Source organism: Pseudomonas tremae (assembly GCF_001401155.1).
Taxonomy (GTDB): domain Bacteria; phylum Pseudomonadota; class Gammaproteobacteria; order Pseudomonadales; family Pseudomonadaceae; genus Aquipseudomonas; species Aquipseudomonas tremae.
On sequence record NZ_LJRO01000313.1, the window covers coordinates 76622 to 98555 of the forward strand.

The following is a 21934-nucleotide window of genomic DNA, read 5'->3' on the forward strand; positions in this document are numbered from 1 at the left end:
ACAAAGGTTTCCTGATAAGGACTGACGTTTCCCATGTTGACCATCGCACTGTCCAAGGGCCGCATTCTTGACGACACCCTGCCGCTTCTCGCCGAAGCTGGCATCGTGCCGACCGAGAATCCGGACAAGAGCCGCAAGCTCATCATCCCCACGACTCAGGCTGACGTGCGTCTGCTGATCGTGCGTGCCACCGATGTGCCGACGTATGTCGAGCATGGTGCCGCCGACCTGGGCGTCGCGGGCAAGGATGTGTTGATGGAATACACCGGCCAGGGCCTGTATGAGCCGCTGGACCTGCAGATCGCCAAGTGCAGGCTCATGACTGCCGGTGCCATCGGCGCGGTGGAGCCCAAGGGGCGCCTGCGCGTGGCCACCAAGTTCGTCAATGTCGCCAAGCGTTACTACGCCGAGCAAGGGCGTCAGGTCGATATCATCAAGCTTTACGGCTCCATGGAGCTGGCACCGTTGATCGGTCTCGCAGACAAGATAATCGACGTGGTCGACACCGGCAATACCTTGCGGGCCAACGGTCTAGAGCCGCAGGAGCTGATCGCTCACATCAGCTCGCGGCTGGTCGTGAACAAGGCTTCCATGAAAATGCAGCACGCCCGCATCCAGGCCCTTATCGACACCTTGCGCAAGGCTGTCGAGTCTCGACACCGCAGCTGATCCCTCCACGCAACTTCGAGTTGCGTCCAGCTATCCGTGTCATAGCCAAATTTCTCAGGTGCCTGCGCGGATAGCTTGGTAGCTTTAGGCTCCTGAGCATCCGCCAATTATTGAGGCCCTGTTATGACCACTCCCACTGCAATTCGCCGACTCGATGCTGCTGACCCGGATTTCGCACGACATCTGGATCATCTGCTGAGCTGGGAGAGTGTGTCTGACGACTCGGTTAACCAGCGCGTGCTCGATATCATCAAGGCTGTGCGTGAGCGGGGCGATGCTGCGCTGGTCGAATTCACCCAGAAGTTCGACGGGCTGCAGGTTGCGTCGATGGCCGACCTGATTTTGCCGCGCGAACGTCTGGAACTGGCATTGACCCGCATCACACCGGTGCAGCGCGAAGCTCTTGAAAAGGCTGCGGAACGCGTGCGCAGCTACCACGAGAAGCAAAAGCAGGACTCCTGGAGCTACACCGAGGCCGATGGCACGGTACTGGGCCAGAAGGTCACGCCGCTCGATCGTGCAGGTCTTTATGTACCGGGAGGCAAGGCCTCTTACCCCTCGTCAGTGCTGATGAATGCCATCCCGGCGAAAGTTGCCGGTGTGACCGAAGTAGTGATGGTCGTGCCGACACCGCGTGGTGAAATCAACGAGTTGGTGCTGGCGGCAGCGTGCATCGCCGGTGTGGATCGCGTATTCACTATTGGTGGTGCGCAGGCCGTTGCGGCGTTGGCCTACGGTACTGAAAGCGTGCCGAAAGTCGACAAGGTCGTCGGCCCTGGCAATATCTATGTCGCCACGGCCAAGCGTCATGTATTCGGTCAGGTCGGTATCGACATGATCGCGGGTCCGTCCGAGATTCTAGTGGTGTGCGACGGTCAGACCGACCCTGACTGGATCGCCATGGACCTGTTTTCCCAAGCCGAGCACGACGAAGACGCCCAGGCCATTCTGGTCAGCCCGGATGCCGAGTTCCTCGACAAGGTAGCCGTCAGCATCACCCGGCTGTTGCCGACGATGGACCGGGCGGCGATTGTCGAAACCTCGATCAATGGCCGTGGCGCGCTGATCAAGGTGGCGGACATGGCGCAAGCCATCGAAGTGGCAAACCGTATCGCGCCTGAACACCTGGAGTTGTCCGTCGCCGACCCTGAAGCCTGGCTGCCGCATATTCGCCACGCGGGTGCGATCTTCATGGGGCGACACACCTCCGAGGCGCTGGGTGACTATTGCGCAGGCCCCAACCACGTGTTGCCGACTTCCGGCACGGCACGCTTCTCATCGCCACTGGGTGTGTATGATTTCCAGAAGCGCTCGTCGATCATCTATTGCTCGCCGCAGGGCGCCTCCGAGCTGGGCAAGACAGCGTCCGTACTGGCGCGTGGTGAGTCATTGAGCGGCCACGCCCGCAGCGCAGAATACCGAATCACTGACCCTGACTGGAAAGCTGGCAACATCGAGGACGGCAAATAATGAGTAAATTCTGGAGCCCTTTCGTCAGCAGTCTCGTGCCTTACGTGCCGGGCGAGCAACCGAAGCTGAGCAAGCTGGTCAAGCTCAACACCAACGAGAACCCCTACGGTCCGTCGCCCAAGGCTATCGAGGCCATGCGTGCGGTGCTGACCGACGACTTGCGTCTGTATCCCGACCCCAATAGCGACCTGCTCAAGCACGCTGTTGCCGGTTATTACGGCGTTCAGCCCAATCAGGTATTTCTCGGCAACGGCTCCGATGAGGTGCTGGCGCACATCTTTCACGCGTTGTTCCAGCACGACGCGCCGCTGCTGTTTCCGGATATCAGCTACAGCTTCTATCCGGTTTATTGCGGCCTGTATGGCATTGGTTACGAAACGGTGGCGCTGGACGAGCAGTTTCAGATCCGTGCCGAAGACTACGCCCGGCCGAACGCCGGGATCATCTTCCCCAACCCGAATGCACCCACCGGTTGCCTGCTGGGTCTGGACAAGGTCGAGCAGATCATCAAGGCCAGCCCGGACTCTGTGGTCGTCGTTGACGAAGCGTATATAGACTTCGGTGGCGAGACTGCGATCACGCTGGTCGATCGTTATCCCAATTTGCTGGTCACCCAGACCTTGTCCAAATCGCGCTCGCTGGCCGGTCTGCGCGTAGGTCTCGCGGTAGGGCATCCCGACCTGATAGAGGCGTTGGAGCGGGTCAAGAACAGCTTCAACTCGTACCCGCTGGACCGTATGGCCAACGCAGGTGGCGCGGCAGCTTTCGACGACCGCGAGCATTTCGAGTCAACGCGCGACAAGGTCATCGAAAGTCGTGAAGCGCTGGTCGAGCAGTTGCAGGGCAAAGGCTTTGAAGTGTTGCCCTCGGCTGCCAACTTCATCTTTGCCCGCCATCCGCAACACGACGCTGCTGCGCTGGCTGCAAAGCTGCGCGAGCAGGGCGTGATCGTGCGCCACTTCAAGCAGCAACGTATTGCCCAGTTTCTGCGTATCAGCATTGGTACGCCAGAGCAGCATCAGGCTTTGCTGGAGGGCCTGAGCGGGATTTAAGGGGTAGCGCCGATCAGCCCTGAAACGGGGCCTTCAGGCTTCTGCCCGCTGGTTAGCGGGCAGAATCAAAAGCGGGTTTGTGCACAACACCAAGCGCGGAGCATGGGCTTCAGCCGCTAGCGCATTACTCCGGCGCTTCTGCAGGGGTAGGCGCAGGCGGTGGACGCAGGCCGACTTCGGCGCTCAGGCGCATTTCCTTGCCGTTGCGCATCACGTCGATGGCAATCTTGTCCTTGGGCTTGGTGCGCGCCACCTGGTTCATGGAGCGGCGGCCGTCACCGGCGGGTTGGCCGTTGATGCTCAGGATCACGTCACCCAGCTGCAGCCCGGCCTTCTGCGCCGGTCCGTCGCGGAAGATGCCCGCCACTACGATCCCGGGGCGATCTTTCAATCCGAACGACTCGGCCAGCTCCGGCGTCAGTGGTTGAACTTCGATGCCCAGCCAGCCACGAATGACCTGGCCGTGTTCGATGATCGACTTCATGACATCCATCGCAAGCTTGGTCGGAATGGCAAAGCCGATACCCTGAGAACCACCCGATTTGGAAAAGATCGCAGTGTTGATGCCGATCAGGTTGCCGCTGGCGTCTACCAGGGCGCCGCCCGAGTTGCCGGGGTTGATGGCGGCGTCGGTCTGAATGAAGTCTTCGTAAGTGTTGAGGCCCAGTTGATTGCGCCCGGTAGCGCTGATGATGCCCATGGTCACGGTCTGGCCGACGCCGAACGGGTTGCCGATGGCCAGAGCGACATCACCGATGCGAATGCCGTCGGAGCGTGCGATGGTGATCGCTGGCAGGTTTTTCAGGTCAATCTTCAGTACCGCCAGATCGGTTTCCGGATCGCTGCCGATCACCCTGCCGACGGTTTCGCGGCCATCCTTGAGCGCCACCACAATCTGGTCGGCACCGGTGGTCACATGGTTGTTGGTCAGGATATAGCCTTCGGGACTCATCATCACGCCAGAGCCGAGGCTTGACTCCATACGTTTCTGCTTGGGCGTGTTATCGCCGAAGAAGCGCCGGAACTGTGGGTCTTCGAACAGAGGGTTATTGCCTTTGTTCACCATCTTGGTGGTATAGAGGTTGACCACTGCCGGTGCTGCGGCGATTACCGCATCGGCATATGAAGACGGACCTTGCATGACATTGGTGGTCTGTGGCGCCTGCTGAAGATTGACGTCCAGGCTCGGCAGGCCGACCCATTGAGGATAGCGCTGAATAATCAGCAGGGCGATAAGCACGCCGGCCAGCAATGGCCAGCCGAAAAAGCGCAGTGCCTTGAGCATTGAACAAGTCCTGATGGTTGCGGGCGCAGAAAGTTTAGCCACGGGTGCGCCATAATGGCGGGCATTATACGAGTACAACGCAGCTCTGAACTGCATATTTAGGAGTCTTTTATGGCTGTTGCTCTCAGCACTCTGGTCGAAGAAGCCGACCGCTATCTGAACAGCGCCCGGATTCAGGATTACTGCCCCAACGGTCTTCAGGTCGAGGGGCGCCCGCAGGTCATGCGCATCGTCAGTGGCGTGACGGCCAGCCAGGCATTGCTGGACGCCGCGGTCGACGCCCAGGCGGATCTGATCCTGGTCCATCACGGTTATTTCTGGAAGGGCGAAAACCCCTGTGTCGTCGGCATGAAACAGCGTCGCCTGAAGACCTTGCTCAAGCACGACATCAGTCTGCTGGCCTATCACCTGCCGCTGGATGTGCATCCTGAGGTGGGCAATAACGTGCAACTCGCCCGTCAGCTGGACATTACGGTCGAAGGGCCGCTTGATCCGGAAAACGCGCGCGTTGTCGGACTGGTCGGTTCCTTGGCAGAGCCCATGACCCCGCGTGATTTCGCCCGTCGTGTACAGGATGCGCTGGGGCGCGAGCCGTTGCTTGTGGAGGGCAGCCCGATGGTTCGTCGTGTCGGCTGGTGCACCGGAGGCGGGCAGGGCTATATCGATCAGGCGGTGCTGGAGGGCGTGGACCTTTTTCTCAGTGGCGAAGCGTCGGAGCAGACCTTTCACAGTGCTCGGGAAAACGACATCAGTTTTATCGCCGCCGGTCATCACGCTACTGAGCGCTATGGTGTTCAGGCGCTGGGGGATTATCTGGCTCGCCGTTTCGCCCTGGAGCATATCTTCATCGACTGCCCGAACCCGATCTGACTGATCAATCAGCGGGGCATATGCATAGATCGTTTCGATCTAGATGCATCGCTGAATAGCGATATCACGCATGTTAAAGTGCCCGGCTCGAATACGGCCCGCAGGCCGCCCCGGTTTTCCGGCCCATAACGAACGTGAGTAGCCATGGTTGACAAACTGACGCATCTGAAACAGCTGGAGGCGGAAAGCATCCACATCATCCGCGAGGTCGCCGCCGAGTTCGATAACCCGGTGATGCTGTACTCGATCGGCAAGGATTCGGCCGTGATGCTGCACCTGGCGCGCAAGGCATTCTTCCCTGGCAAACTGCCGTTTCCGGTCATGCACGTCGATACACGCTGGAAATTCCAGGAGATGTATCGCTTCCGTGACCAGATGGTCGAAGAGATGGGCCTGGACCTGATCACCCATATCAACCCCGACGGCGTGGCGCAGGGTATCAACCCGTTCACCCACGGCAGTGCCAAGCACACCGACATCATGAAGACCGAGGGCCTCAAGCAGGCGCTGGACAAGCATGGTTTCGACGCCGCATTCGGCGGTGCCCGTCGCGACGAAGAGAAGTCCCGGGCCAAGGAGCGCGTTTATTCGTTCCGTGACAGCAAGCACCGTTGGGACCCTAAAAACCAGCGTCCCGAGCTGTGGAATGTTTATAACGGCAACGTCAACAAGGGCGAGTCGATCCGTGTGTTCCCGCTGTCCAACTGGACCGAGCTGGACATCTGGCAGTACATCTACCTCGAAGGCATCCCGATCGTGCCGCTGTATTTCGCCGCCGAACGCGATGTGATCGAGAAGAACGGCACGCTGATCATGATCGACGACGATCGGATCCTCGAGCATCTGACCGATGAAGAGAAGTCGCGCATCGTCAAGAAAAAGGTCCGCTTCCGTACGCTGGGCTGCTACCCGCTGACCGGTGCAGTCGAGTCCGATGCGACCAGCCTGACCGATATCATCCAGGAAATGCTGCTGACGCGAACTTCCGAACGCCAGGGCCGGGTCATTGACCATGACGGCGCCGGCTCGATGGAAGAAAAGAAACGTCAGGGTTATTTCTAAGGAGGATGTCACATGTCGCATCAATCTGATTTGATCAGCGAGGACATCCTCGCCTATCTGGGCCAGCACGAACGCAAGGAAATGCTGCGCTTTCTAACCTGTGGCAACGTCGATGACGGCAAGAGCACGCTGATCGGGCGTCTGCTGCACGACTCGAAGATGATCTACGAAGATCACCTGGAAGCCATTACCCGTGACTCGAAGAAGTCCGGCACTACCGGCGACGATGTCGATCTGGCGTTGTTGGTGGATGGCCTTCAGGCCGAGCGGGAGCAGGGCATCACTATCGATGTGGCTTATCGCTATTTCTCCACGGCGAAGCGCAAGTTCATCATTGCCGACACGCCCGGCCACGAGCAATACACCCGTAACATGGCCACCGGCGCGTCGACCTGCGACTTAGCGATCATCCTCGTGGATGCGCGCTATGGCGTGCAGACCCAGACGCGTCGTCACAGCTATATCGCGTCGCTGCTGGGCATCAAGCACATCGTCGTGGCCATCAACAAGATGGACCTCAACGGCTTCGATGAAAGCGTGTTCGAGTCGATCAAGGCTGATTACCTGAAGTTCGCTGAAGGCATCGCCTTCAAGCCGACCACGATGGCCTTTGTGCCGATGTCGGCGCTTAAAGGCGACAACGTGGTGAACAAGAGCGAACGGTCGCCTTGGTATACCGGTCAGTCGCTGATGGAAATCCTTGAAACCGTCGAAATCGCCAACGACCGTAATTACACCGACCTGCGCTTCCCGGTGCAGTACGTCAACCGCCCGAACCTCAATTTCCGTGGTTTCGCCGGCACGCTCGCCAGCGGCATCGTGCACAAGGGCGACGAGATCGTGGTGCTGCCTTCAGGCAAAAGCAGCCGCGTGAAGTCCATTGTCACGTTCGAAGGCGAGCTGGAACAGGCGGGGCCGGGTCAAGCCGTGACGCTGACCATGGAAGACGAAATCGATATTTCTCGCGGCGACCTGTTGGTGCATGCCGACAATGTCCCGCAGGTCAGCGATGCGTTCGACGCCATGCTGGTATGGATGGCTGAAGAACCGATGCTGCCGGGCAAGAAATACGACATCAAGCGCGCTACCAGCTATGTGCCGGGCTCGATTGCCAGCATCACCCATCGGGTCGATGTGAACACGCTGGCAGAAGGCCCTGCCAGCTCGTTGCAGTTGAACGAGATCGGTCGTGTCAAAGTCAGCCTGGACGCGCCTATCGCGCTGGATGGTTACAGCAGCAACCGCACCACGGGCTCGTTTATCGTTATCGATCGCCTGACCAATGGCACTGTCGCGGCAGGCATGATCATCGCCAAGCCTGTGTCGGGCGGCGGTTCGCAGCATCATGGCGAGCTGGCTCACGTTTCTACCGAGGAGCGTGCACAGCGTTTCGGTCAGCAGCCAGCCACCGTGCTGTTCAGTGGCTTGTCTGGCGCGGGCAAAAGCACGCTGGCGTACGCGGTCGAGCGCAAGCTGTTCGACATGGGCCGTGCGGTGTTCGTGCTGGACGGCCAGAACCTGCGTCATGACCTGAACAAGGGCTTGCCGCAGGATCGCGCCGGTCGTACCGAAAACTGGAGCCGTGCCGCCCACGTGGCGCGTCAGTTCAATGAAGCGGGGCTGCTGACACTGGCTGCCTTTGTCGCGCCGGATGCCGAGGGGCGCGAGCGTGCCAAGGCGCTGATCGGCAAGGATCGTCTGATCACCGTTTATGTTCAGGCATCCCCGACTGTCTGCCGTGAACGTGACCCGCAAGGCCTGTACGCTGCTGATGGCGACAACATTCCTGGTGAGTCCTTCCCGTATGACGTGCCACTGAATGCCGATCTGGTGGTCGATACGCAGACACTCAGCGTGGAAGAAAGCGTCAGGCAGGTGCTGGACCTGCTGCGTAGCCGCGGCGCGATCTAGTTCTGCCGGTTGACAGGCCGGTAGTCTCTAGCGTCTGTACTGGCGCCTTGGCGAGCAAGCTCACTCCCACACACAATCTTGTGGGAGTGGGCTTGGCGACGAACTGCTGTAGGAGCGGACTTGTCCGCGAACTGCCGGGAACCGGCAGCAACATAGGTGTCTACGGCACATCAGGCACAACCAAGGTGGCTCGTTTCAGGGCCGCTTCGCAGCCCATCGCAGCCGTCGTAACCTCCTGAAGTTCCCACGCCCTGCGAACAGCAGCCGATGCAGTTTTTACTTTCACAAAAAAGCCCGTCGCGGATGTTCTCTGCGGCGGGCTTTTGCGTTGCGGTAACGCTTACTTTTTCAAACCGTAATGCTCGTCGAGCATGCCAGGAGAATTAGGCGACTTGGGCGCGTAATCCTTCGGCGTTTCGGTATCGCGCGGAGGGGTCAGGCGGTCGCGATGATCGCGGTGCGCATGATTGGCCTCTGGGTGCAGGGCTGCGAGCAGGCGCTGGCGTGTCAGCTCGTCAAGCGCCAGGCGGTTGGCGCCCTCGGCAAGGTGTTCCTGAACATCCTGATAGCTCTGCGAAAGCTTTTGCACCAGGTTGGCCGTGCTGTTGAAATGCGTGACTACCTCGTTCTGATAGGTATCGAAACGTTCCTGAATGTTGTCCAGCTGGCGCTGGGTGCTGTTCGGAACGGTGTTGGGCAGCAGGCGTGCCACCAGGAAACCAATGACGACACCTGCCACCAGGGCGAGTGTCGGCAACAACCAGACTAAGAGCGAGTGTTCCACGAGTCCTTCCTCTATAAACGGCTTTGCTTTACGTTAACGGCTCGAACCTGCGCTGTATACCCGCGACGTGTCGTTGATATGCAAGTCGCAGACAATCAGCTAGACGAGTCGACCCATTTCGAGGTCACGGAGTTCTGTTTTGCTCATGCGTGAAACCCCATTATTTATCGATGGCCCAGAAGGCCAGCTCGAAGCGTTGTATCAGGATGTGCCCGACGCTCGAGGCGTTGCGCTGATCTGTCATCCTAACCCGATCCAGGGCGGAACGATGCTCAATAAAGTCGTGTCGACGTTGCAGCGTACCGCACGGGACCAGGGCCTTATCACGTTACGCTTCAATTATCGCGGCGTGGGTGCCAGTGCCGGTACCTCGGTTGCCGGGCCTGGCGAGATCGATGATGCTCAGGCCGCAGCTCAATGGTTAAGAGCGCAACACCCTGATCTGCCAATGACGCTGTTCGGCTTTTCGTTCGGCGGTTATGTTGCCGCAAATCTGGGCGGAAGGCTCGAGGCGCAGGGTGAAAAACTGACGCACCTGTTTCTGATTGCGGCAGCGGCCTCACGGCTCGAGGATCAAAGTGTGCTGCCACAGACCTGCCCGCTGACGATCATTCAGCCAGAGGCTGATGAAGTCATTGACCCTGAAACGGTTTATGCGTGGTCTGCCGCGTTGCAGCGCCCCCATGAGCTGCTGAAAGTGGCAGAATGCGGACACTTTTTTCACGGCAAGCTGACTGATCTGAAAGATCTGCTCTTGCCGCGACTTCCCAACTGATTGCAGCCCGTATTGCATCCTTTAGATAAGCGACTTGCCATGACCACTCGTATCCTGACCGGTATCACGACCACCGGCACTCCCCATCTGGGCAACTACGCGGGCGCGATTCGCCCGGCTATCGTTGCCAGTCGCCAGAGTGATTTCGATTCGTTCTATTTCCTGGCCGATTACCACGCGCTGATCAAGTGCGATGACCCGTTGCGCATTCAGCGTTCGCGTCTGGAAATCGCAGCGACCTGGCTGGCAGCCGGTCTTGATGTTGATCGCGTGACCTTCTATCGCCAGTCGGACATTCCGGAAATTCCGGAACTGACCTGGCTGCTCACCTGTGTGGCGGCCAAGGGCCTGCTCAACCGCGCCCATGCTTACAAGGCCTCGGTAGACAAGAACGTGGAGGGCGGCGAAGACCCGGACGCGGGCATCACCATGGGCCTTTACAGCTATCCGGTGCTGATGGCGGCCGACATTCTGATGTTCAATGCGCATCAGGTTCCGGTGGGTCGCGACCAGATCCAGCATGTGGAAATGGCCCGTGACATCGGTCAGCGCTTCAACCACCTGTTCGGCAATGGCAAAGAGTTCTTCGTCATGCCCGAAGCGCTGATCGAGGAGAGCGTTGCCACGCTGCCGGGGCTGGACGGGCGCAAGATGTCCAAGAGCTACGACAACACCATTCCGTTGTTCAGCAGCGCCAAGGAGATGAAAAACGCTATCTCGCGCATCGTCACTGACTCGCGCGCGCCCGGCGAAGCGAAGGACCCGGACAACTCCCACCTGTTCACCCTGTATGAGGCGTTCTCGACGCCCGAGCAGTGCGCCGGGTTCCGTTCCGACCTGTTGCAGGGCCTGGGGTGGGGTGAGGCGAAGAATCGCCTGTTCACCCTGCTCGATGCGCAGTTGAGCGAAGCGCGTGAGAACTACTTGGGGCTGATCGAACGCCCGGCTGACCTCGAAGACATCCTGCTCGCCGGTGCCCAGAAAGCCCGTCGCGTTGCTACCCCGTTCCTTGAGGAGTTGCGTGAGGCCGTTGGCCTGCGCTCGTTTCGTACCGTCGTGCAGAACGCCGACACCGGCAAGAAAAAAACCGCCAGGGGCGCTCGTTTCGTCAGCTTCCGTGAAGACGACGGCAGCTTCCGTTTTCGCCTGTTGGCGGCTGATGGCGAGCAGTTGCTGTTGTCGCGCAATTTCGCAGACGGCAAGGCTGCCGGCCTTGTCAGCAAGCAACTGCAGCAGGGAGCCGAGCTCGACCTGCGCAGTGAAAACGACCGTTTTACCCTGTGGCTGGATGGCGAATGTGTGGCCGATAGCCCGGTATTCGCCGATGCTGCTGCGCGTGACAACGCCATTCAGACCCTCAAGCTGGCACTCGCTCCTCAACAGGACTGATTGCCAATCCCTGGGGTCGTCGCTACAGTGACGACCCGTTTTTGTTGCCCTGCTAACGAATATGACGCCCCTAGAACGATATCAAGCTGATCTGAAACGCCCGGACTTCTTCCATGATGCCGCGCAGGAAAACGCCGTGCGTCATCTGCAGCGCCTGTACGACGATCTGGTCGCCGCTCACGACAGCAAGCCTGGCCTGTTCGGCAAGCTGTTCGGCAAGAAAGAGCCGACTCTGGTCAAAGGCCTGTATTTCTGGGGTGGCGTGGGTCGCGGCAAGACGTATCTGGTTGATACGTTCTTCGAAGCGCTGCCATTCAAGGAGAAGGTCCGTACCCACTTCCACCGTTTCATGAAGCGCGTACACGAAGAGATGAAGACCCTCAAGGGCGAGAAAAACCCGCTGACGATCATCGCCAGGCGTTTTTCCGACGAGGCGCGAGTCATCTGCTTTGACGAGTTCTTTGTCTCCGACATCACTGACGCCATGATTCTCGGCACGCTGATGGAAGAGCTGTTCAAAAATGGCGTGACGCTGGTGGCAACGTCCAACATCGTTCCCGATGGTCTGTACAAGGACGGCCTGCAACGTGCGCGTTTTCTGCCGGCCATTGCGCTGATCAAGCAGAACACCGATATCGTCAACGTCGACAGCGGTGTCGACTATCGTCTGCGTCACCTCGAGCAGGCCGAGCTGTTCCACTTCCCGCTCAATGAGGCCGCGCAGGAAAGCATGCGCAAGAGCTTCAAGGCGCTGACGCCGGATTGCGCCGAGACCATCGAAAACGATGTGCTGATGATCGAAAATCGCGAGATTCGCGCCCTGCGCACTTGTGACGACGTTGCGTGGTTCGATTTTCGCGAGCTGTGCGACGGCCCTCGTAGCCAGAACGATTACATCGAGCTGGGCAAGATATTCCACGCCGTGCTGCTCAGCGGTGTCGAGCAGATGGACGTTGCCACCGATGACATCGCCCGACGCTTCATCAACATGGTCGACGAGTTCTACGATCGCAACGTCAAGCTGATCATCTCGGCTGAAGTCGAGCTGAAGGACCTGTACACCGGCGGTCGATTGATGTTCGAGTTCCAGCGCACGCTCAGCCGTCTGCTGGAAATGCAGTCCCACGAGTTCCTCTCGCGGGCGCACAGGGCCTGAATCGCCTTAAGAGATCTGGCTAAGGCTTTTCGCTGACAGCGTTAAGCCTGGGGCTCTCGAACTGCTGCCGGTACTGATTGGGTGACAGCCCGGTGTGCTGGCGGAACAGGCGCGCGAAGAAGCTGGCGTCGTCATAGCCCACCTCATAGCTGATGGTCTTGATGCTCTTTCGAGTGCCTGACAACAACCCTTTTGCCGTTTCTATTCTCAGTCTTTGCAGGTAATGCAGCGGCTTGTCACCTGTTGCAGTCTGGAAGCGGCGCATGAAATTGCGAATGCTCATGCCGTGCTCGCGGGCCACGTCTTCAAAGCGGAACTTGTCGGCGAAGTGGTCTTCGAGCCAGTGCTGGATCTGCAGAATCACGACATCCTGATGCAGCTTCTGCCCGCCAAAGCCGATCCGGCCGGGCGAGTAGGTGCGGCGCACTTCATAAAGAATATCCCGGGCTACAGCCTGAGCGACGTTGGCACCGCAGAATCGCTCGATCAGGTAAATATACAGATCGCAGGCTGATGTGGTTCCGCCTGCGCAGTACACGTTGTCTGCGTCAGTCAGGTGTTTATCCTGATTGAGCAGCACGTTGGGGTAGCGCTCGGCGAATGCACTGAAGAAGCGCCAATAGGTCGTGGCTTCCTTGCCATCCAGCAGCCCGGCCTCGGCGAGCCAGTAGACCCCCGTGGCCTCGCCGCATATCACAGCACCATTGGCGTGCTGTTCGCGCAGCCAGGGCAGTACCTGCGGATAGCGCTGGCAAAGCGTGTCGAAGTCGTCCCAGAACGCCGGGATGACGATTATGTCGCTCTGGCAAAGCGCGCCGTCGACCGGCAGCGTTACGTCGCTGAAACTGTTGACGGGCTGGCCGTCCGGGCTGATCAGGCGCGTTTCAAAGGCGGGTATCAGGCCATGGCCCAATTGCTTGCTGTAGCGCAGGCTGGCCAGATGGAAGAAGTCCTTGGCCTGCATGACAGTCGACGCGAACATCTTGTCGGTGGTCAGGATGCTGACGCGGCGCAGAGGGGTGGCGTGTCGGATCGGCATAATCGTTATTCTTATATGGGTAAATGGTCAAGCAGCGGCTGGATCGTCTTATTTTTTGCCAGGCGTGTCCAGTGGCCTCACGGTGCGGCCCTTGCGGACCTGCGATGATGGCCTTGTGCTAATCCGGTGAATATCCGCCAATAACCACCTCGCGGGCAATAAACAGAGTGTGAACAAAAAATCCGGTTGAGGTTATTTTCGCAGTCTGTATAATCCGCCAGCTCTTTGCAGTGGAAGTGATGCGCCGTCTGCCGAAGAATCTTGCCGTATAACGGACGCGCTGACCCGAGCCCCCGATAGCGTCTGTTTCCGGCTGCCTTTGACTTGTCAAAGTACGCACTATTCAGTAAGATCCGCCGTCTAATTTTCAGGGCGGCCCCTGAGGCTATAAAGAATGAAAACTTTTACTGCTAAACCGGAAACAGTTAAGCGCGACTGGTTCGTCGTCGACGCTGCTGGTCAGACCCTGGGTCGTCTGGCCACCGAAATCGCGAGCCGTCTGCGTGGCAAGCACAAACCGGAATACACTCCGCACGTTGACACCGGCGACTACATCGTCGTGATCAATGCCGAGCAGATCCGCGTTACTGGTGCCAAGACCACCGACAAGATCTACTACTCACACTCCGGTTTTCCGGGCGGGATCAAGTCGATCAACTTCGAAAAGCTGATCGCCAAAGCTCCTGAGCGCGTGATCGAGACCGCGGTCAAAGGCATGCTGCCTAAAAACCCGCTGGGTCGCGACATGTATCGTAAGCTGAAAGTCTATGCGGGCGCTGTACACCCTCATACTGCTCAGCAGCCCCAAGAACTGAAGTTTTAACGGAATAGTTCATTATGTCGGCGACTCAAAATTACGGCACTGGCCGTCGCAAGACCGCAACCGCTCGCGTTTTCCTGCGTCCGGGTACTGGTAACATCTCGATCAACAACCGCTCCCTGGACAACTTCTTCGGCCGCGAAACTGCCCGCATGGTAGTTCGTCAGCCGCTGGAATTGACCGAGACCGTTGAAAAGTTCGACATCTACGTCACCGTTATCGGTGGCGGCGTAAGTGGTCAGGCTGGCGCAATCCGCCACGGTATCACTCGCGCTCTGATGCAGTACGACGAGACGCTGCGCGGTGCTCTGCGTAAAGCAGGCTTCGTGACTCGCGATGCTCGTGAAGTTGAACGTAAGAAAGTCGGTCTGCGTAAGGCGCGTAAGCGTCCGCAGTACTCGAAGCGTTAATTCGCTCTTCGTTCAAGAAAGAACGTCCAGCCCTTCGCGGGGCTGGGCGTTTTTTTATGGGTGTGGTTTTTACTGGTCAGGTATTTCCAAGGTGGGCGTTCAACGTGGATATTGCGATGTTTATGCGCCTGTCGACGAAGATTACAGAATTTACTTCGCTAAATGAGCTATCTTGTCGCCCGCGACGAACACCTGTCCTGTTGCGTTCATTATCGGAGGCGCCCATGAGGCGCGTTCGTTCGTCTGTCCGATAAATTTTAACAAGCGAGGAGGATCGCCATGGGCGTGACCAACCGGTTGGCCTGTTACTCCGACCCCGCCGACCACTATTCCCATCGCGTGCGCATCGTGCTCGCGGAGAAAGGTGTCAGCGCCGAAATCATTGAGGTTGTTGCAGGTCGGCACCCGCCGCAGCTCATTGAAGTCAATCCGTACGGCAGCGTACCTACCCTGGTCGATCGTGACCTGGCGTTGTACGAGTCGACGGTGGTGATGGAATACCTGGATGAGCGTTATCCGCATCCACCCTTGTTGCCTGTCTATCCTGTCACTCGTGCCAACAGCCGTCTGCTGATCCATCGCATTCAGCGTGACTGGTGCGGTCTTGTCGATCTGATTCTCGACTCGCGCAGCAAAGAGCCGGCCCGTGTTCAGGCGCGCAAGGAGCTGCGTGAAAGTCTGGCGGGGGTTTCCCCGCTGTTTGCGGAAAAAGCTTTTTTCATGAGCGACGAGCTAAGTCTTGTTGACTGCTGTCTACTCCCCATACTCTGGCGTTTGCCGATTTTGGGTATTGAACTGCCGCGGCCTGCCAAGCCGTTGCTTGATTACATGGAGCGCCAATTTGCGCGTGAGGCTTTTCAGGCGAGTCTGTCTGCTGCCGAACGTGAAATGCGCTAAGGCTTAAGGAGCCGTTAATGAACTCCAGTCGCCCTTATCTTGTTCGCGCTCTCTATGAGTGGATCGTCGATAACGATTGCACCCCGCATGTGCTGGTCAATGCGGAGTATCCCGCCGTGCAGGTCCCGCAGGGGTTTGCCAATGATGGTCAGATTGTCCTGAACGTGTCGCCCAGTGCAGTGCGTCATCTGCACATGGATAACGAAGCTGTCAGCTTTGAAGGCCGCTTCGGCGGCGTGCCGCATACGCTTTTCGTGCCGGTTGCCGCCATTCTGGGTATTTATGCCCGGGAGAATGGGCAGGGCATGGTTTTCGATCTGGAGCCTTCCATGGAAGAGGCTGATGATGTCGAGATCGAAGACGATACGCCGCCAGACAGCGAGCCGCCGCGTCCAAGCGGCAGGCCGAGTCTGAAAGTGGTGAAATAAAAAAAGGCGATCCTCGGATCGCCTTTTTCACGTCTGCCTTTTGAGCGTCAGTCGATGTACTCGAACAGTTTGACGATCTTTTGCACGCCGGAAACGCCCTGTACAAGGTTGGCGGCGCGATTGGCTTCATCCTGGGTCACCAGGCCCAGCAGGAATACGATACCGTTCTCGGTCACCACTTTGATGCGTGAGCCGGGGATCGATGCATCGGCGATCATCTCGGCTTTGATCTTGGTGGTCAGCCAGGCATCGTTGTTACGTGCCAGCAAGGACGATGGCGCCATGACCTGAAGTTCGTTGTTGACCTTCTTGACGCGCTGGACCGAGCTGGCGGCCTGTTCGGCCATGGCCTTGAGGTCGGCTCGCGGTGTCTGGCCGGCGAGCAGCACGATGCCGTTGAAGCTGGTCACGACGATGTGCGAGCCTTCGGCCAGGTCCGGGTTGGCCTTGGAGATGTTGACTGCTGCTTTGGTTTCGATCAGTGAGTCATCGATCTTGCTGCCAAAGGTACGCGTGCCGCGATCGTCTTCGATCGGTTTGTCGCGTGAGGCCGTGATCACCGAACTGCATCCGGTGATGCTGAGGCACAGTGTCAGAACCAGTAGGCTGAGACGATTAGGGGTCATTCTTCACTCCCGAACAGTTGGCTGTCGATCAAATCGCAGAGGCAATGGATCGCCAGCAGATGGACTTCTTGTATACGTGCTGTGACGTTAGCCGGTACGCGTATTTCTACATCCTCGGGCAGCAGCAGCGAGGCCATTCCGCCGCCGTCGCGTCCCGTCAATGCTACGACAATCATTTCACGATCATGTGCGGCCTGGATGGCCTGAATAATATTCGCCGAATTGCCGCTGGTGGAAATCGCCAGCAACACATCGCCCGGCTGACCCAGTGCGCGAATCTGTTTGGAGAAGATTTCGTTGTAGCTGTAATCGTTGGCGATCGAGGTGATCGTCGAGCTGTCGGTGGTCAGTGCGATGGCAGGCAGGCTGGGCCGTTCGCGCTCGAAGCGGTTGAGCAGTTCCGAGGAAAAATGCTGCGCATCGCCCGCCGAGCCGCCGTTGCCGCACGCGAGCATCTTGCCTTCATTGAGCAGGGCATTGACCATCACCTGGCTGGCTTGCTCGATAAAGGGTGCAAGGACTTCCATCGACTGTTGCTTGGTTTCGATGCTGGCCTGAAACAGCCGGCGAATTCGGGATTGCATGTCCATCAATGTGACCTTATTAGAGCGTACGGCGGCGGGGCGGACGCGCCGGGCTCTCCCGGACGCTATCCGGCACACACGGTGTGCAGCCGGCAAAACAAATAGCGAAATCAATGAAGGTAAAAGCCTGGCACATGTCGTCAGCGCGCTCAGGCTGTCGTGCGTCGAGCATGTCAGCTGTCGAACGCGCTTTTGATCCAGTTCAACGGTGCAGCATTGCCAGGGTCGCCCTCAATGGCGATCACATCGAAACGACAGGGATGGCTGGCCCAGCCTGGTGCATGTTGCAGAAAAAGCTGCGCGGCGATGACGAGTTTACCTTGCTTGCGAAAATCGACGCTTTCCGTCGCGCCGCCCCATCCGGAATGGCGGCGGTAGCGAACTTCCACGAATACTACTGTATCGCCATCAAGCATGACCAGATCAAGCTCGCCGCGTGTGCACAACCAGTTTTGTTCGATGAGGCGCAGACCCTGCTGTTGCAGATACTGCAGGGCGTAGGCTTCTGCCTCGCGCCCTGCTTGCTGGCGGGTGCCGCGTTGCATCAAGGGGCTGTGTCCGGCAGGCGCTGGATTTTGCCGTCCACGAACTCTGCCCAAGGCAGTTGGCGTTCGATGCGGCGATCCGGGTTCATGCTCAGGCTGCCGGACAGGCCGTCGATGCGGCTCTCTGGCATTGCCTTGAGCTGGCCAAGGCGCGGAGCCAGACGATAGGCGTCGATGCCCATTGCATAGAGGCGACCGAGGCTGCCCGCTGCTTGTGGCCATTGAGCGGTGACCTGCTGGCGCAGCGGGTCATCGGCATTGAGCAACCAGGGCGTTTCGCAGAAGCGCACACCGTTGAGGTCCATGTACTGCGCGTGATCATTGCTGTTGGTGAACAGGTGCGACGTGGCGTAGACCGGAACGTCACCGGCGTACTGGAAGACCATGGTCGGTTTGATCTGTTGCGCTTGCTGGGGTGTTGCGGCAAGGAACATGAAGTCGATGTCCTGGCGACGGCTTGGCTGAGCGGCAACCTGAGTGCCAGCTGTGCTTTGCAGGCGCTGGGCACGGCCTTCGCTGTTGCGCAGCTGGAACAGGTCGGCAACCTGTTGGGCCAGTTCTACAGGCTGATCAACGTGCTCGGCAGCGATCAGGGTGCCGCCTTTGGCCTGCCAGCTCTTGCGGAACGCATCCAGAACGCGGTCGCCCCATTCACCCTTCGGCACCATCGCAACGGCGCTGCGCTTGCCATCAGCCCAGGCACGACGGGCCACTTCGCGTGCTTCGTCTTCGGCGGCGAGGCCGAACTGATACAGCTGCGCAGGGCCTTCGGTGCTGGTGTCGCTGTAATTCAGGGCGAGGGTGGTAATCGGCAGTTGCTGGCGGCTGTTCAGTTGTTTGACGAGATTCTTTTCCAGCGGGCCGACGACCAGTTGCGCGCCTGCGGCCTGAGCCTGACGGTAGAACTCATCCATGGACGTGACGCGCGAGCTGTCAAAGACCTGGATGGCGGGCGGATTCTCTCCGGCCTGCTGCGCCTGGAAGTGCGCCGCCATGAAGCCTTCACGAAGCGCCTTGGCAACCGCTGCCAGTTGGCCATCCTGCGGCAGCAGCAACGCTATCTTAGTAATTGGCTCGCTGGTCAGAGCGCGCAGTTTCGCAAGTGCGGTGGGCAATTGCAGTGCGGCCGGGTGTTTCGGGTTTTGCGCTTTCCAGTTGTCGATGGCGGTTTGCTGTTGCTCCAGCGTGCCAGCGCCTTTGATCGAGCGTGCAAGGTTCAGCCAGCCGCCCAGGTCGTCGGTTGCTGTGCTTTGCAGCTGGTCGGCTGGAAGGGCGGAGACCAGTGTCCAGATCGCGTCGTTGTTCGCGCTGGCGTCCGCGCCTTGCAGTAGCGGGCCTGCATAGACCCGCTCATGAACGGCCGCCAGCATCTGGTTATCGGCTTCCAGTGCGCGGGCTTTGACCATGTGTGTGCGAACCTGCTGCTCGACCGACAGTTCACCCAGGCGCTGCATGCTTGGGTGATTCAGCGCTGTCAGTGCCGCTTTGGGTTGATTGCGGCCCATCGCCAGTTCGGCGGACAGCGTGCTGGCATACACCTGAAGGCCGGGTTTGAGCTGATCGAGTTGTACCTGTCCGAGGATTTGCGCAGCGCGTCCTGCGTCATTCTGGCGGCTGGCCAGGTCGGCGGCACTCAAGCGCAGCGTTGCGGCCTGCTCGGGTGTTTTGGCGCTGGCGGCCTGATCGAGCAATTGCTCGATGCTGGCGTCAGGGGTACGAGGCAGCTCGCCAAGGCTGGACGAGGGCGAGCTGGCACACGCTGCTAGGAGGGCAGCGAGGCAGAGGGCAGAGAGCAGCCGCAGACAAGCGATCATTGGTATGTTCCTGAGACTCGAGCGAATTAACGGAGAATTGTACCCAAGCGCTGGCCGGGGTGCGACGTCGAAGGTGTTTAAAGCCATGATATTGGTCGCGTTAAGGTCATCTGTCGGCCAAATCGTTCAATTCGAGAGGGATGCCGTACTCCACGGTTGGACGTAATCATGTTTTCATTCCCTTTTTATCGGCATCCCTGGTGCGCGAACCGTTGATATGGGCCGCAGCCTGTACAATGCGTTTTTCCAGGCACCCAGCTTTAACATATGAGGTTTGCGTTTTGACTGTTCCGGTTGTTTCGAATTCCACTCCGGGTTCGCTTTATGTTGTGGCGACTCCTATCGGCAATCTGGACGATATGAGCGTGCGAGCGCTGAAGGTGTTGCGTGAAGTTGCGCTGATCGCGGCAGAAGATACGCGTCACTCTGCGCGTCTGATGCAGCACTTCGGGATATCAACGCCTTTGGCTGCCTGCCACGAGCATAACGAACGGGACGAGGGTAGCCGGTTCATCACTCGCCTGCTGGCGGGCGACGATATCGCGCTGATTTCCGATGCCGGAACGCCCCTGATCTCTGATCCCGGGTATCACCTTGTGCGCCAGGCACGTGCCGCGGGCGTGCCGGTGGTTCCGGTGCCGGGTGCCTGTGCCCTGATTGCAGCGCTTTCGGCGGCTGGTCTGCCTTCTGATCGCTTCATATTCGAAGGCTTTCTTCCAGCCAAGGCCGTGGGTCGCAGGGCAAAGCTCGAGAAGGTGAAGGAAGAGCCGCGTACACTTATTTATTACGAAGCGCCGCACCGGATCCTGGAATGCCTGCAGGATATGGAGCTGGTCTTCGGCGCCGACCGTCATGCACTGCTGGCTCGTGAAATAACCAAAACTTTCGAAACACTCAAGGGTCTGCCTTTGGGTGAGCTGCGCGCGTTCGTCGAGGGCGACAGCAATCAGCAGCGCGGCGAATGCGTTGTTCTGGTGGCTGGCTGGACGCAGCCGGAAGAAGACGATGTGGTAGGGGCGGAGGCCCGCCGGGTTCTGGGTTTATTGCTCGAAGAGATGCCGCTGAAGCGGGCTGCCGCGTTGGCTGCCGAGATCACCGGTGTGCGCAAGAACCTGCTCTATCAGGTGGCGCTGGAGGCTCAAAAGGGCTGACGAGCTGTTCCTGGAAGGGCTGGAGGTACTATTAAAGCTTGTTCTCGAAGGCGTGTGCCGCTAACCTTGTCGGCGGAGAGTCGATTGGACAGTCGCTGCCTCTTGTTGTTCCGCAACAAGGGGGGGAGGAAAGTCCGGGCTCCATAGGGCGGAGTGCCAGGTAACACCTGGGAGGCGCGAGCCTACGGAAAGTGCCACAGAAAATAACCGCCTAAGCACTTCGGTGCCGGTAAGGGTGAAAAGGTGCGGTAAGAGCGCACCGCACGTCTGGCAACAGTTCGTGGCAAGGTAAACCCCACTCGGAGCAAGACCAAATAGGGTTCCTAGGCGTGGCCCGCGCTGGAACCGGGTAGGTTGCTAAAGACGTCCAGTGATGGCCGTCGTAGAGGAATGACTGTCCTCGACAGAACCCGGCTTACAGATCGACTCTCCACCTTTTTCATACCTTCCGCTTTTCAGCAGCAAATCCCCTTCGTAATACCAAAAAAATCTTACAGCTCATAAATCACATTAACTTCGAGCCGCAATGGTTTGAGCTGTGTGGGATTAATCCGTCAGAACCTTCGTGAAATTCCCCTTTCTCGTCCGATACCGCTTCTAAATCTCCGAAATGTAAGGGTTTTCCTTAAGACCGTGCCTTGACGGTGTGGCAGGCGGGTTCCTATAGTGTGCGCAAGTGGCAGAAAGTGGCACGAAGTGGGTTTTTTTAGCGCAAAAAGCTAATATTCGGAGAATGCGCCTGTGTTCCGTGGTGCCAACGCAATCAATCTCGATGCCAAGGGCCGTCTCGCTATGCCGAGTCGGTACCGTGACGAGTTGGATTCGCGTAGCGCGGGGCAAATGATCGTGACCATCGATGCTGTAGACCCATGCCTGTGCCTCTATCCGCTGTCCGAATGGGAGCTGATAGAGGCAAAACTTCGTGATCTGGCGACGTTTCGTGAGGAGAACCGTCGGCTGCAGCGGCTTTTGATTGGTAATGCTGTCGACCTGGAGCTGGACGGCAGCGGGCGTTTTCTGGTGCCTCCGCGCTTGCGCGAGTACGCGCGGCTGGACAAGCGCGTGATGTTGGTAGGCCAACTCAACAAGTTTCAACTGTGGGACGAGGACGCCTGGAACGCTCTTGCTGATGCTGACCTGGCTGCCATTCAAAAACCTGGCGCGATGCCCGACGAATTACGTGACTTGATCCTGTGA

General features: G+C 58.7%; 22 protein-coding genes and 1 other RNA gene. 16 read left to right on the top strand and 7 right to left on the bottom strand.

What is annotated here, in order from left to right:
• Positions 1–33 precede the first annotated feature (33 nt).
• From hisG to hisC, 3 genes are all read left to right on the top strand, one after another.
• A complete protein-coding gene (hisG, locus tag ALO43_RS18070; protein ID WP_005889068.1) occupies positions 34–669 on the top strand; it encodes an ATP phosphoribosyltransferase in 636 nt (211 codons plus the stop codon).
• Positions 670–792: 123 nt separating this feature from the next.
• On the top strand, positions 793–2139 hold the full coding sequence (hisD, locus tag ALO43_RS18075; protein WP_053480140.1) for a histidinol dehydrogenase: 1347 nt from the start codon (positions 793–795) through the stop codon (positions 2137–2139).
• Positions 2139–3191 carry a histidinol-phosphate transaminase gene (gene hisC, locus ALO43_RS18080; RefSeq protein WP_053480139.1) on the top strand — a complete coding sequence of 351 codons (1053 nt, stop codon included), beginning with the start codon at positions 2139–2141 and terminating at the stop codon, positions 3189–3191. Before hisD ends, hisC begins: the two co-directional genes overlap by 1 nt.
• 124 nt (positions 3192–3315) lie before the next feature.
• Here the strand turns inward: hisC and algW are convergent, their stop codons facing one another.
• Positions 3316–4476, bottom strand: a complete 1161-nt coding sequence (gene algW / locus ALO43_RS18085; protein ID WP_005889072.1) for a Do family serine endopeptidase AlgW — start codon at positions 4474–4476, stop codon at positions 3316–3318.
• A 111-nt stretch (positions 4477–4587) separates the two neighbouring features.
• Here algW and ALO43_RS18090 point away from each other — a divergent pair, with 111 nt between their 5' ends.
• The 3 genes from ALO43_RS18090 (at position 4588) to cysN (ending at position 8319) form a co-directional block, all read left to right on the top strand.
• The gene (locus tag ALO43_RS18090) at positions 4588–5346 is read left to right on the top strand and encodes a Nif3-like dinuclear metal center hexameric protein (protein ID WP_005889073.1); all 759 of its coding nucleotides are present in this window, start codon (positions 4588–4590) and stop codon (positions 5344–5346) included.
• A gap of 144 nt (positions 5347–5490) precedes the next feature.
• Positions 5491–6408 carry a sulfate adenylyltransferase subunit CysD gene (gene cysD / locus ALO43_RS18095; RefSeq protein WP_005889074.1) on the top strand — a complete coding sequence of 306 codons (918 nt, stop codon included), beginning with the start codon at positions 5491–5493 and terminating at the stop codon, positions 6406–6408.
• Between the two features lie 12 nt (positions 6409–6420).
• Complete coding sequence (gene cysN / locus ALO43_RS18100; RefSeq protein ID WP_005889075.1) at positions 6421–8319, top strand: sulfate adenylyltransferase subunit CysN; 1899 nt, start codon at positions 6421–6423, stop codon at positions 8317–8319.
• A 340-nt stretch (positions 8320–8659) separates the two neighbouring features.
• Here the strand turns inward: cysN and ALO43_RS18105 are convergent, their stop codons facing one another.
• Positions 8660–9103 (bottom strand): Z-ring associated ZapG family protein, encoded by a 444-nt coding sequence (locus ALO43_RS18105; RefSeq protein ID WP_005890140.1) that lies wholly within the window; start codon positions 9101–9103, stop codon positions 8660–8662.
• A gap of 145 nt (positions 9104–9248) precedes the next feature.
• Here ALO43_RS18105 and ALO43_RS18110 point away from each other — a divergent pair, with 145 nt between their 5' ends.
• The 3 genes from ALO43_RS18110 (at position 9249) to zapE (ending at position 12423) form a co-directional block, all read left to right on the top strand.
• Positions 9249–9878 carry an alpha/beta hydrolase gene (locus tag ALO43_RS18110; RefSeq protein ID WP_005890141.1) on the top strand — a complete coding sequence of 210 codons (630 nt, stop codon included), beginning with the start codon at positions 9249–9251 and terminating at the stop codon, positions 9876–9878.
• A gap of 39 nt (positions 9879–9917) precedes the next feature.
• A complete protein-coding gene (locus ALO43_RS18115) occupies positions 9918–11267 on the top strand; it encodes a tryptophan--tRNA ligase (protein WP_005890142.1) in 1350 nt (449 codons plus the stop codon).
• Positions 11268–11328: 61 nt separating this feature from the next.
• A complete protein-coding gene (zapE, locus tag ALO43_RS18120; protein WP_005890143.1) occupies positions 11329–12423 on the top strand; it encodes a cell division protein ZapE in 1095 nt (364 codons plus the stop codon).
• 19 nt (positions 12424–12442) lie between these two features.
• On the opposite strand, the gene ALO43_RS18125 is transcribed toward zapE, so the two are convergent.
• On the bottom strand, positions 12443–13363 hold the full coding sequence (locus tag ALO43_RS18125) for a GlxA family transcriptional regulator (RefSeq protein ID WP_162010123.1): 921 nt from the start codon (positions 13361–13363) through the stop codon (positions 12443–12445).
• 493 nt (positions 13364–13856) lie between these two features.
• Here ALO43_RS18125 and rplM point away from each other — a divergent pair, with 493 nt between their 5' ends.
• From rplM to ALO43_RS18145, 4 genes are all read left to right on the top strand, one after another.
• A complete protein-coding gene (gene rplM / locus ALO43_RS18130; protein ID WP_002555065.1) occupies positions 13857–14285 on the top strand; it encodes a 50S ribosomal protein L13 in 429 nt (142 codons plus the stop codon).
• 14 nt (positions 14286–14299) lie between these two features.
• Positions 14300–14692 (top strand): 30S ribosomal protein S9, encoded by a 393-nt coding sequence (gene rpsI, locus ALO43_RS18135; protein WP_002555064.1) that lies wholly within the window; start codon positions 14300–14302, stop codon positions 14690–14692.
• A gap of 279 nt (positions 14693–14971) precedes the next feature.
• Positions 14972–15589, top strand: a complete 618-nt coding sequence (locus ALO43_RS18140; protein WP_005890147.1) for a glutathione S-transferase N-terminal domain-containing protein — start codon at positions 14972–14974, stop codon at positions 15587–15589.
• Between the two features lie 17 nt (positions 15590–15606).
• Positions 15607–16017, top strand: a complete 411-nt coding sequence (locus tag ALO43_RS18145) for a ClpXP protease specificity-enhancing factor (protein WP_005890148.1) — start codon at positions 15607–15609, stop codon at positions 16015–16017.
• 47 nt (positions 16018–16064) lie between these two features.
• On the opposite strand, the gene ALO43_RS18150 is transcribed toward ALO43_RS18145, so the two are convergent.
• The 4 genes from ALO43_RS18150 to ALO43_RS18165 all read right to left on the bottom strand — a co-directional run bounded on the left by ALO43_RS18150 (position 16065) and on the right by ALO43_RS18165 (position 19586).
• A complete protein-coding gene (locus ALO43_RS18150; protein WP_005890149.1) occupies positions 16065–16643 on the bottom strand; it encodes a BON domain-containing protein in 579 nt (192 codons plus the stop codon).
• Entirely contained in the window at positions 16640–17233 is a 594-nt protein-coding gene (locus tag ALO43_RS18155; protein WP_024668808.1) for a phosphoheptose isomerase, read from the bottom strand. Before ALO43_RS18155 ends, ALO43_RS18150 begins: the two co-directional genes overlap by 4 nt.
• 167 nt (positions 17234–17400) lie before the next feature.
• Positions 17401–17772 carry a YraN family protein gene (locus tag ALO43_RS18160; RefSeq protein WP_005890153.1) on the bottom strand — a complete coding sequence of 124 codons (372 nt, stop codon included), beginning with the start codon at positions 17770–17772 and terminating at the stop codon, positions 17401–17403.
• Entirely contained in the window at positions 17772–19586 is a 1815-nt protein-coding gene (locus tag ALO43_RS18165; RefSeq protein ID WP_024691042.1) for a penicillin-binding protein activator, read from the bottom strand. Before ALO43_RS18165 ends, ALO43_RS18160 begins: the two co-directional genes overlap by 1 nt.
• A gap of 281 nt (positions 19587–19867) precedes the next feature.
• On the opposite strand from ALO43_RS18165, the gene rsmI reads away from it, so the two are divergent.
• From rsmI to mraZ, 3 genes are all read left to right on the top strand, one after another.
• On the top strand, positions 19868–20737 hold the full coding sequence (rsmI, locus tag ALO43_RS18170) for a 16S rRNA (cytidine(1402)-2'-O)-methyltransferase (RefSeq protein ID WP_024691041.1): 870 nt from the start codon (positions 19868–19870) through the stop codon (positions 20735–20737).
• 76 nt (positions 20738–20813) lie between these two features.
• An RNA gene (gene rnpB / locus ALO43_RS18520) (RNase P RNA component class A) lies at positions 20814–21171 on the top strand.
• A 307-nt stretch (positions 21172–21478) separates the two neighbouring features.
• A complete protein-coding gene (gene mraZ / locus ALO43_RS18175) occupies positions 21479–21934 on the top strand; it encodes a division/cell wall cluster transcriptional repressor MraZ (RefSeq protein ID WP_005620303.1) in 456 nt (151 codons plus the stop codon).

Coding starts and splice junctions, on each gene's coding strand:
- hisD (WP_053480140.1), top strand. CDS start 793: ATGACCACTCCCACTGCAATTCGCCGACTCGATGCTGCTGACCCGGAT.
- ALO43_RS18115 (WP_005890142.1), top strand. CDS start 9,918: ATGACCACTCGTATCCTGACCGGTATCACGACCACCGGCACTCCCCAT.
- cysN (WP_005889075.1), top strand. CDS start 6,421: ATGTCGCATCAATCTGATTTGATCAGCGAGGACATCCTCGCCTATCTG.
- ALO43_RS18090 (WP_005889073.1), top strand. CDS start 4,588: ATGGCTGTTGCTCTCAGCACTCTGGTCGAAGAAGCCGACCGCTATCTG.
- cysD (WP_005889074.1), top strand. CDS start 5,491: ATGGTTGACAAACTGACGCATCTGAAACAGCTGGAGGCGGAAAGCATC.
- hisC (WP_053480139.1), top strand. CDS start 2,139: ATGAGTAAATTCTGGAGCCCTTTCGTCAGCAGTCTCGTGCCTTACGTG.
- ALO43_RS18110 (WP_005890141.1), top strand. CDS start 9,249: ATGCGTGAAACCCCATTATTTATCGATGGCCCAGAAGGCCAGCTCGAA.
- rplM (WP_002555065.1), top strand. CDS start 13,857: ATGAAAACTTTTACTGCTAAACCGGAAACAGTTAAGCGCGACTGGTTC.
- algW (WP_005889072.1), bottom strand. CDS start 4,476: ATGCTCAAGGCACTGCGCTTTTTCGGCTGGCCATTGCTGGCCGGCGTG.
- ALO43_RS18140 (WP_005890147.1), top strand. CDS start 14,972: ATGGGCGTGACCAACCGGTTGGCCTGTTACTCCGACCCCGCCGACCAC.
- ALO43_RS18165 (WP_024691042.1), bottom strand. CDS start 19,586: ATGATCGCTTGTCTGCGGCTGCTCTCTGCCCTCTGCCTCGCTGCCCTC.
- ALO43_RS18155 (WP_024668808.1), bottom strand. CDS start 17,233: ATGGACATGCAATCCCGAATTCGCCGGCTGTTTCAGGCCAGCATCGAA.
- zapE (WP_005890143.1), top strand. CDS start 11,329: ATGACGCCCCTAGAACGATATCAAGCTGATCTGAAACGCCCGGACTTC.
- ALO43_RS18150 (WP_005890149.1), bottom strand. CDS start 16,643: ATGACCCCTAATCGTCTCAGCCTACTGGTTCTGACACTGTGCCTCAGC.
- ALO43_RS18160 (WP_005890153.1), bottom strand. CDS start 17,772: ATGCAACGCGGCACCCGCCAGCAAGCAGGGCGCGAGGCAGAAGCCTAC.
- rpsI (WP_002555064.1), top strand. CDS start 14,300: ATGTCGGCGACTCAAAATTACGGCACTGGCCGTCGCAAGACCGCAACC.
- hisG (WP_005889068.1), top strand. CDS start 34: ATGTTGACCATCGCACTGTCCAAGGGCCGCATTCTTGACGACACCCTG.
- ALO43_RS18145 (WP_005890148.1), top strand. CDS start 15,607: ATGAACTCCAGTCGCCCTTATCTTGTTCGCGCTCTCTATGAGTGGATC.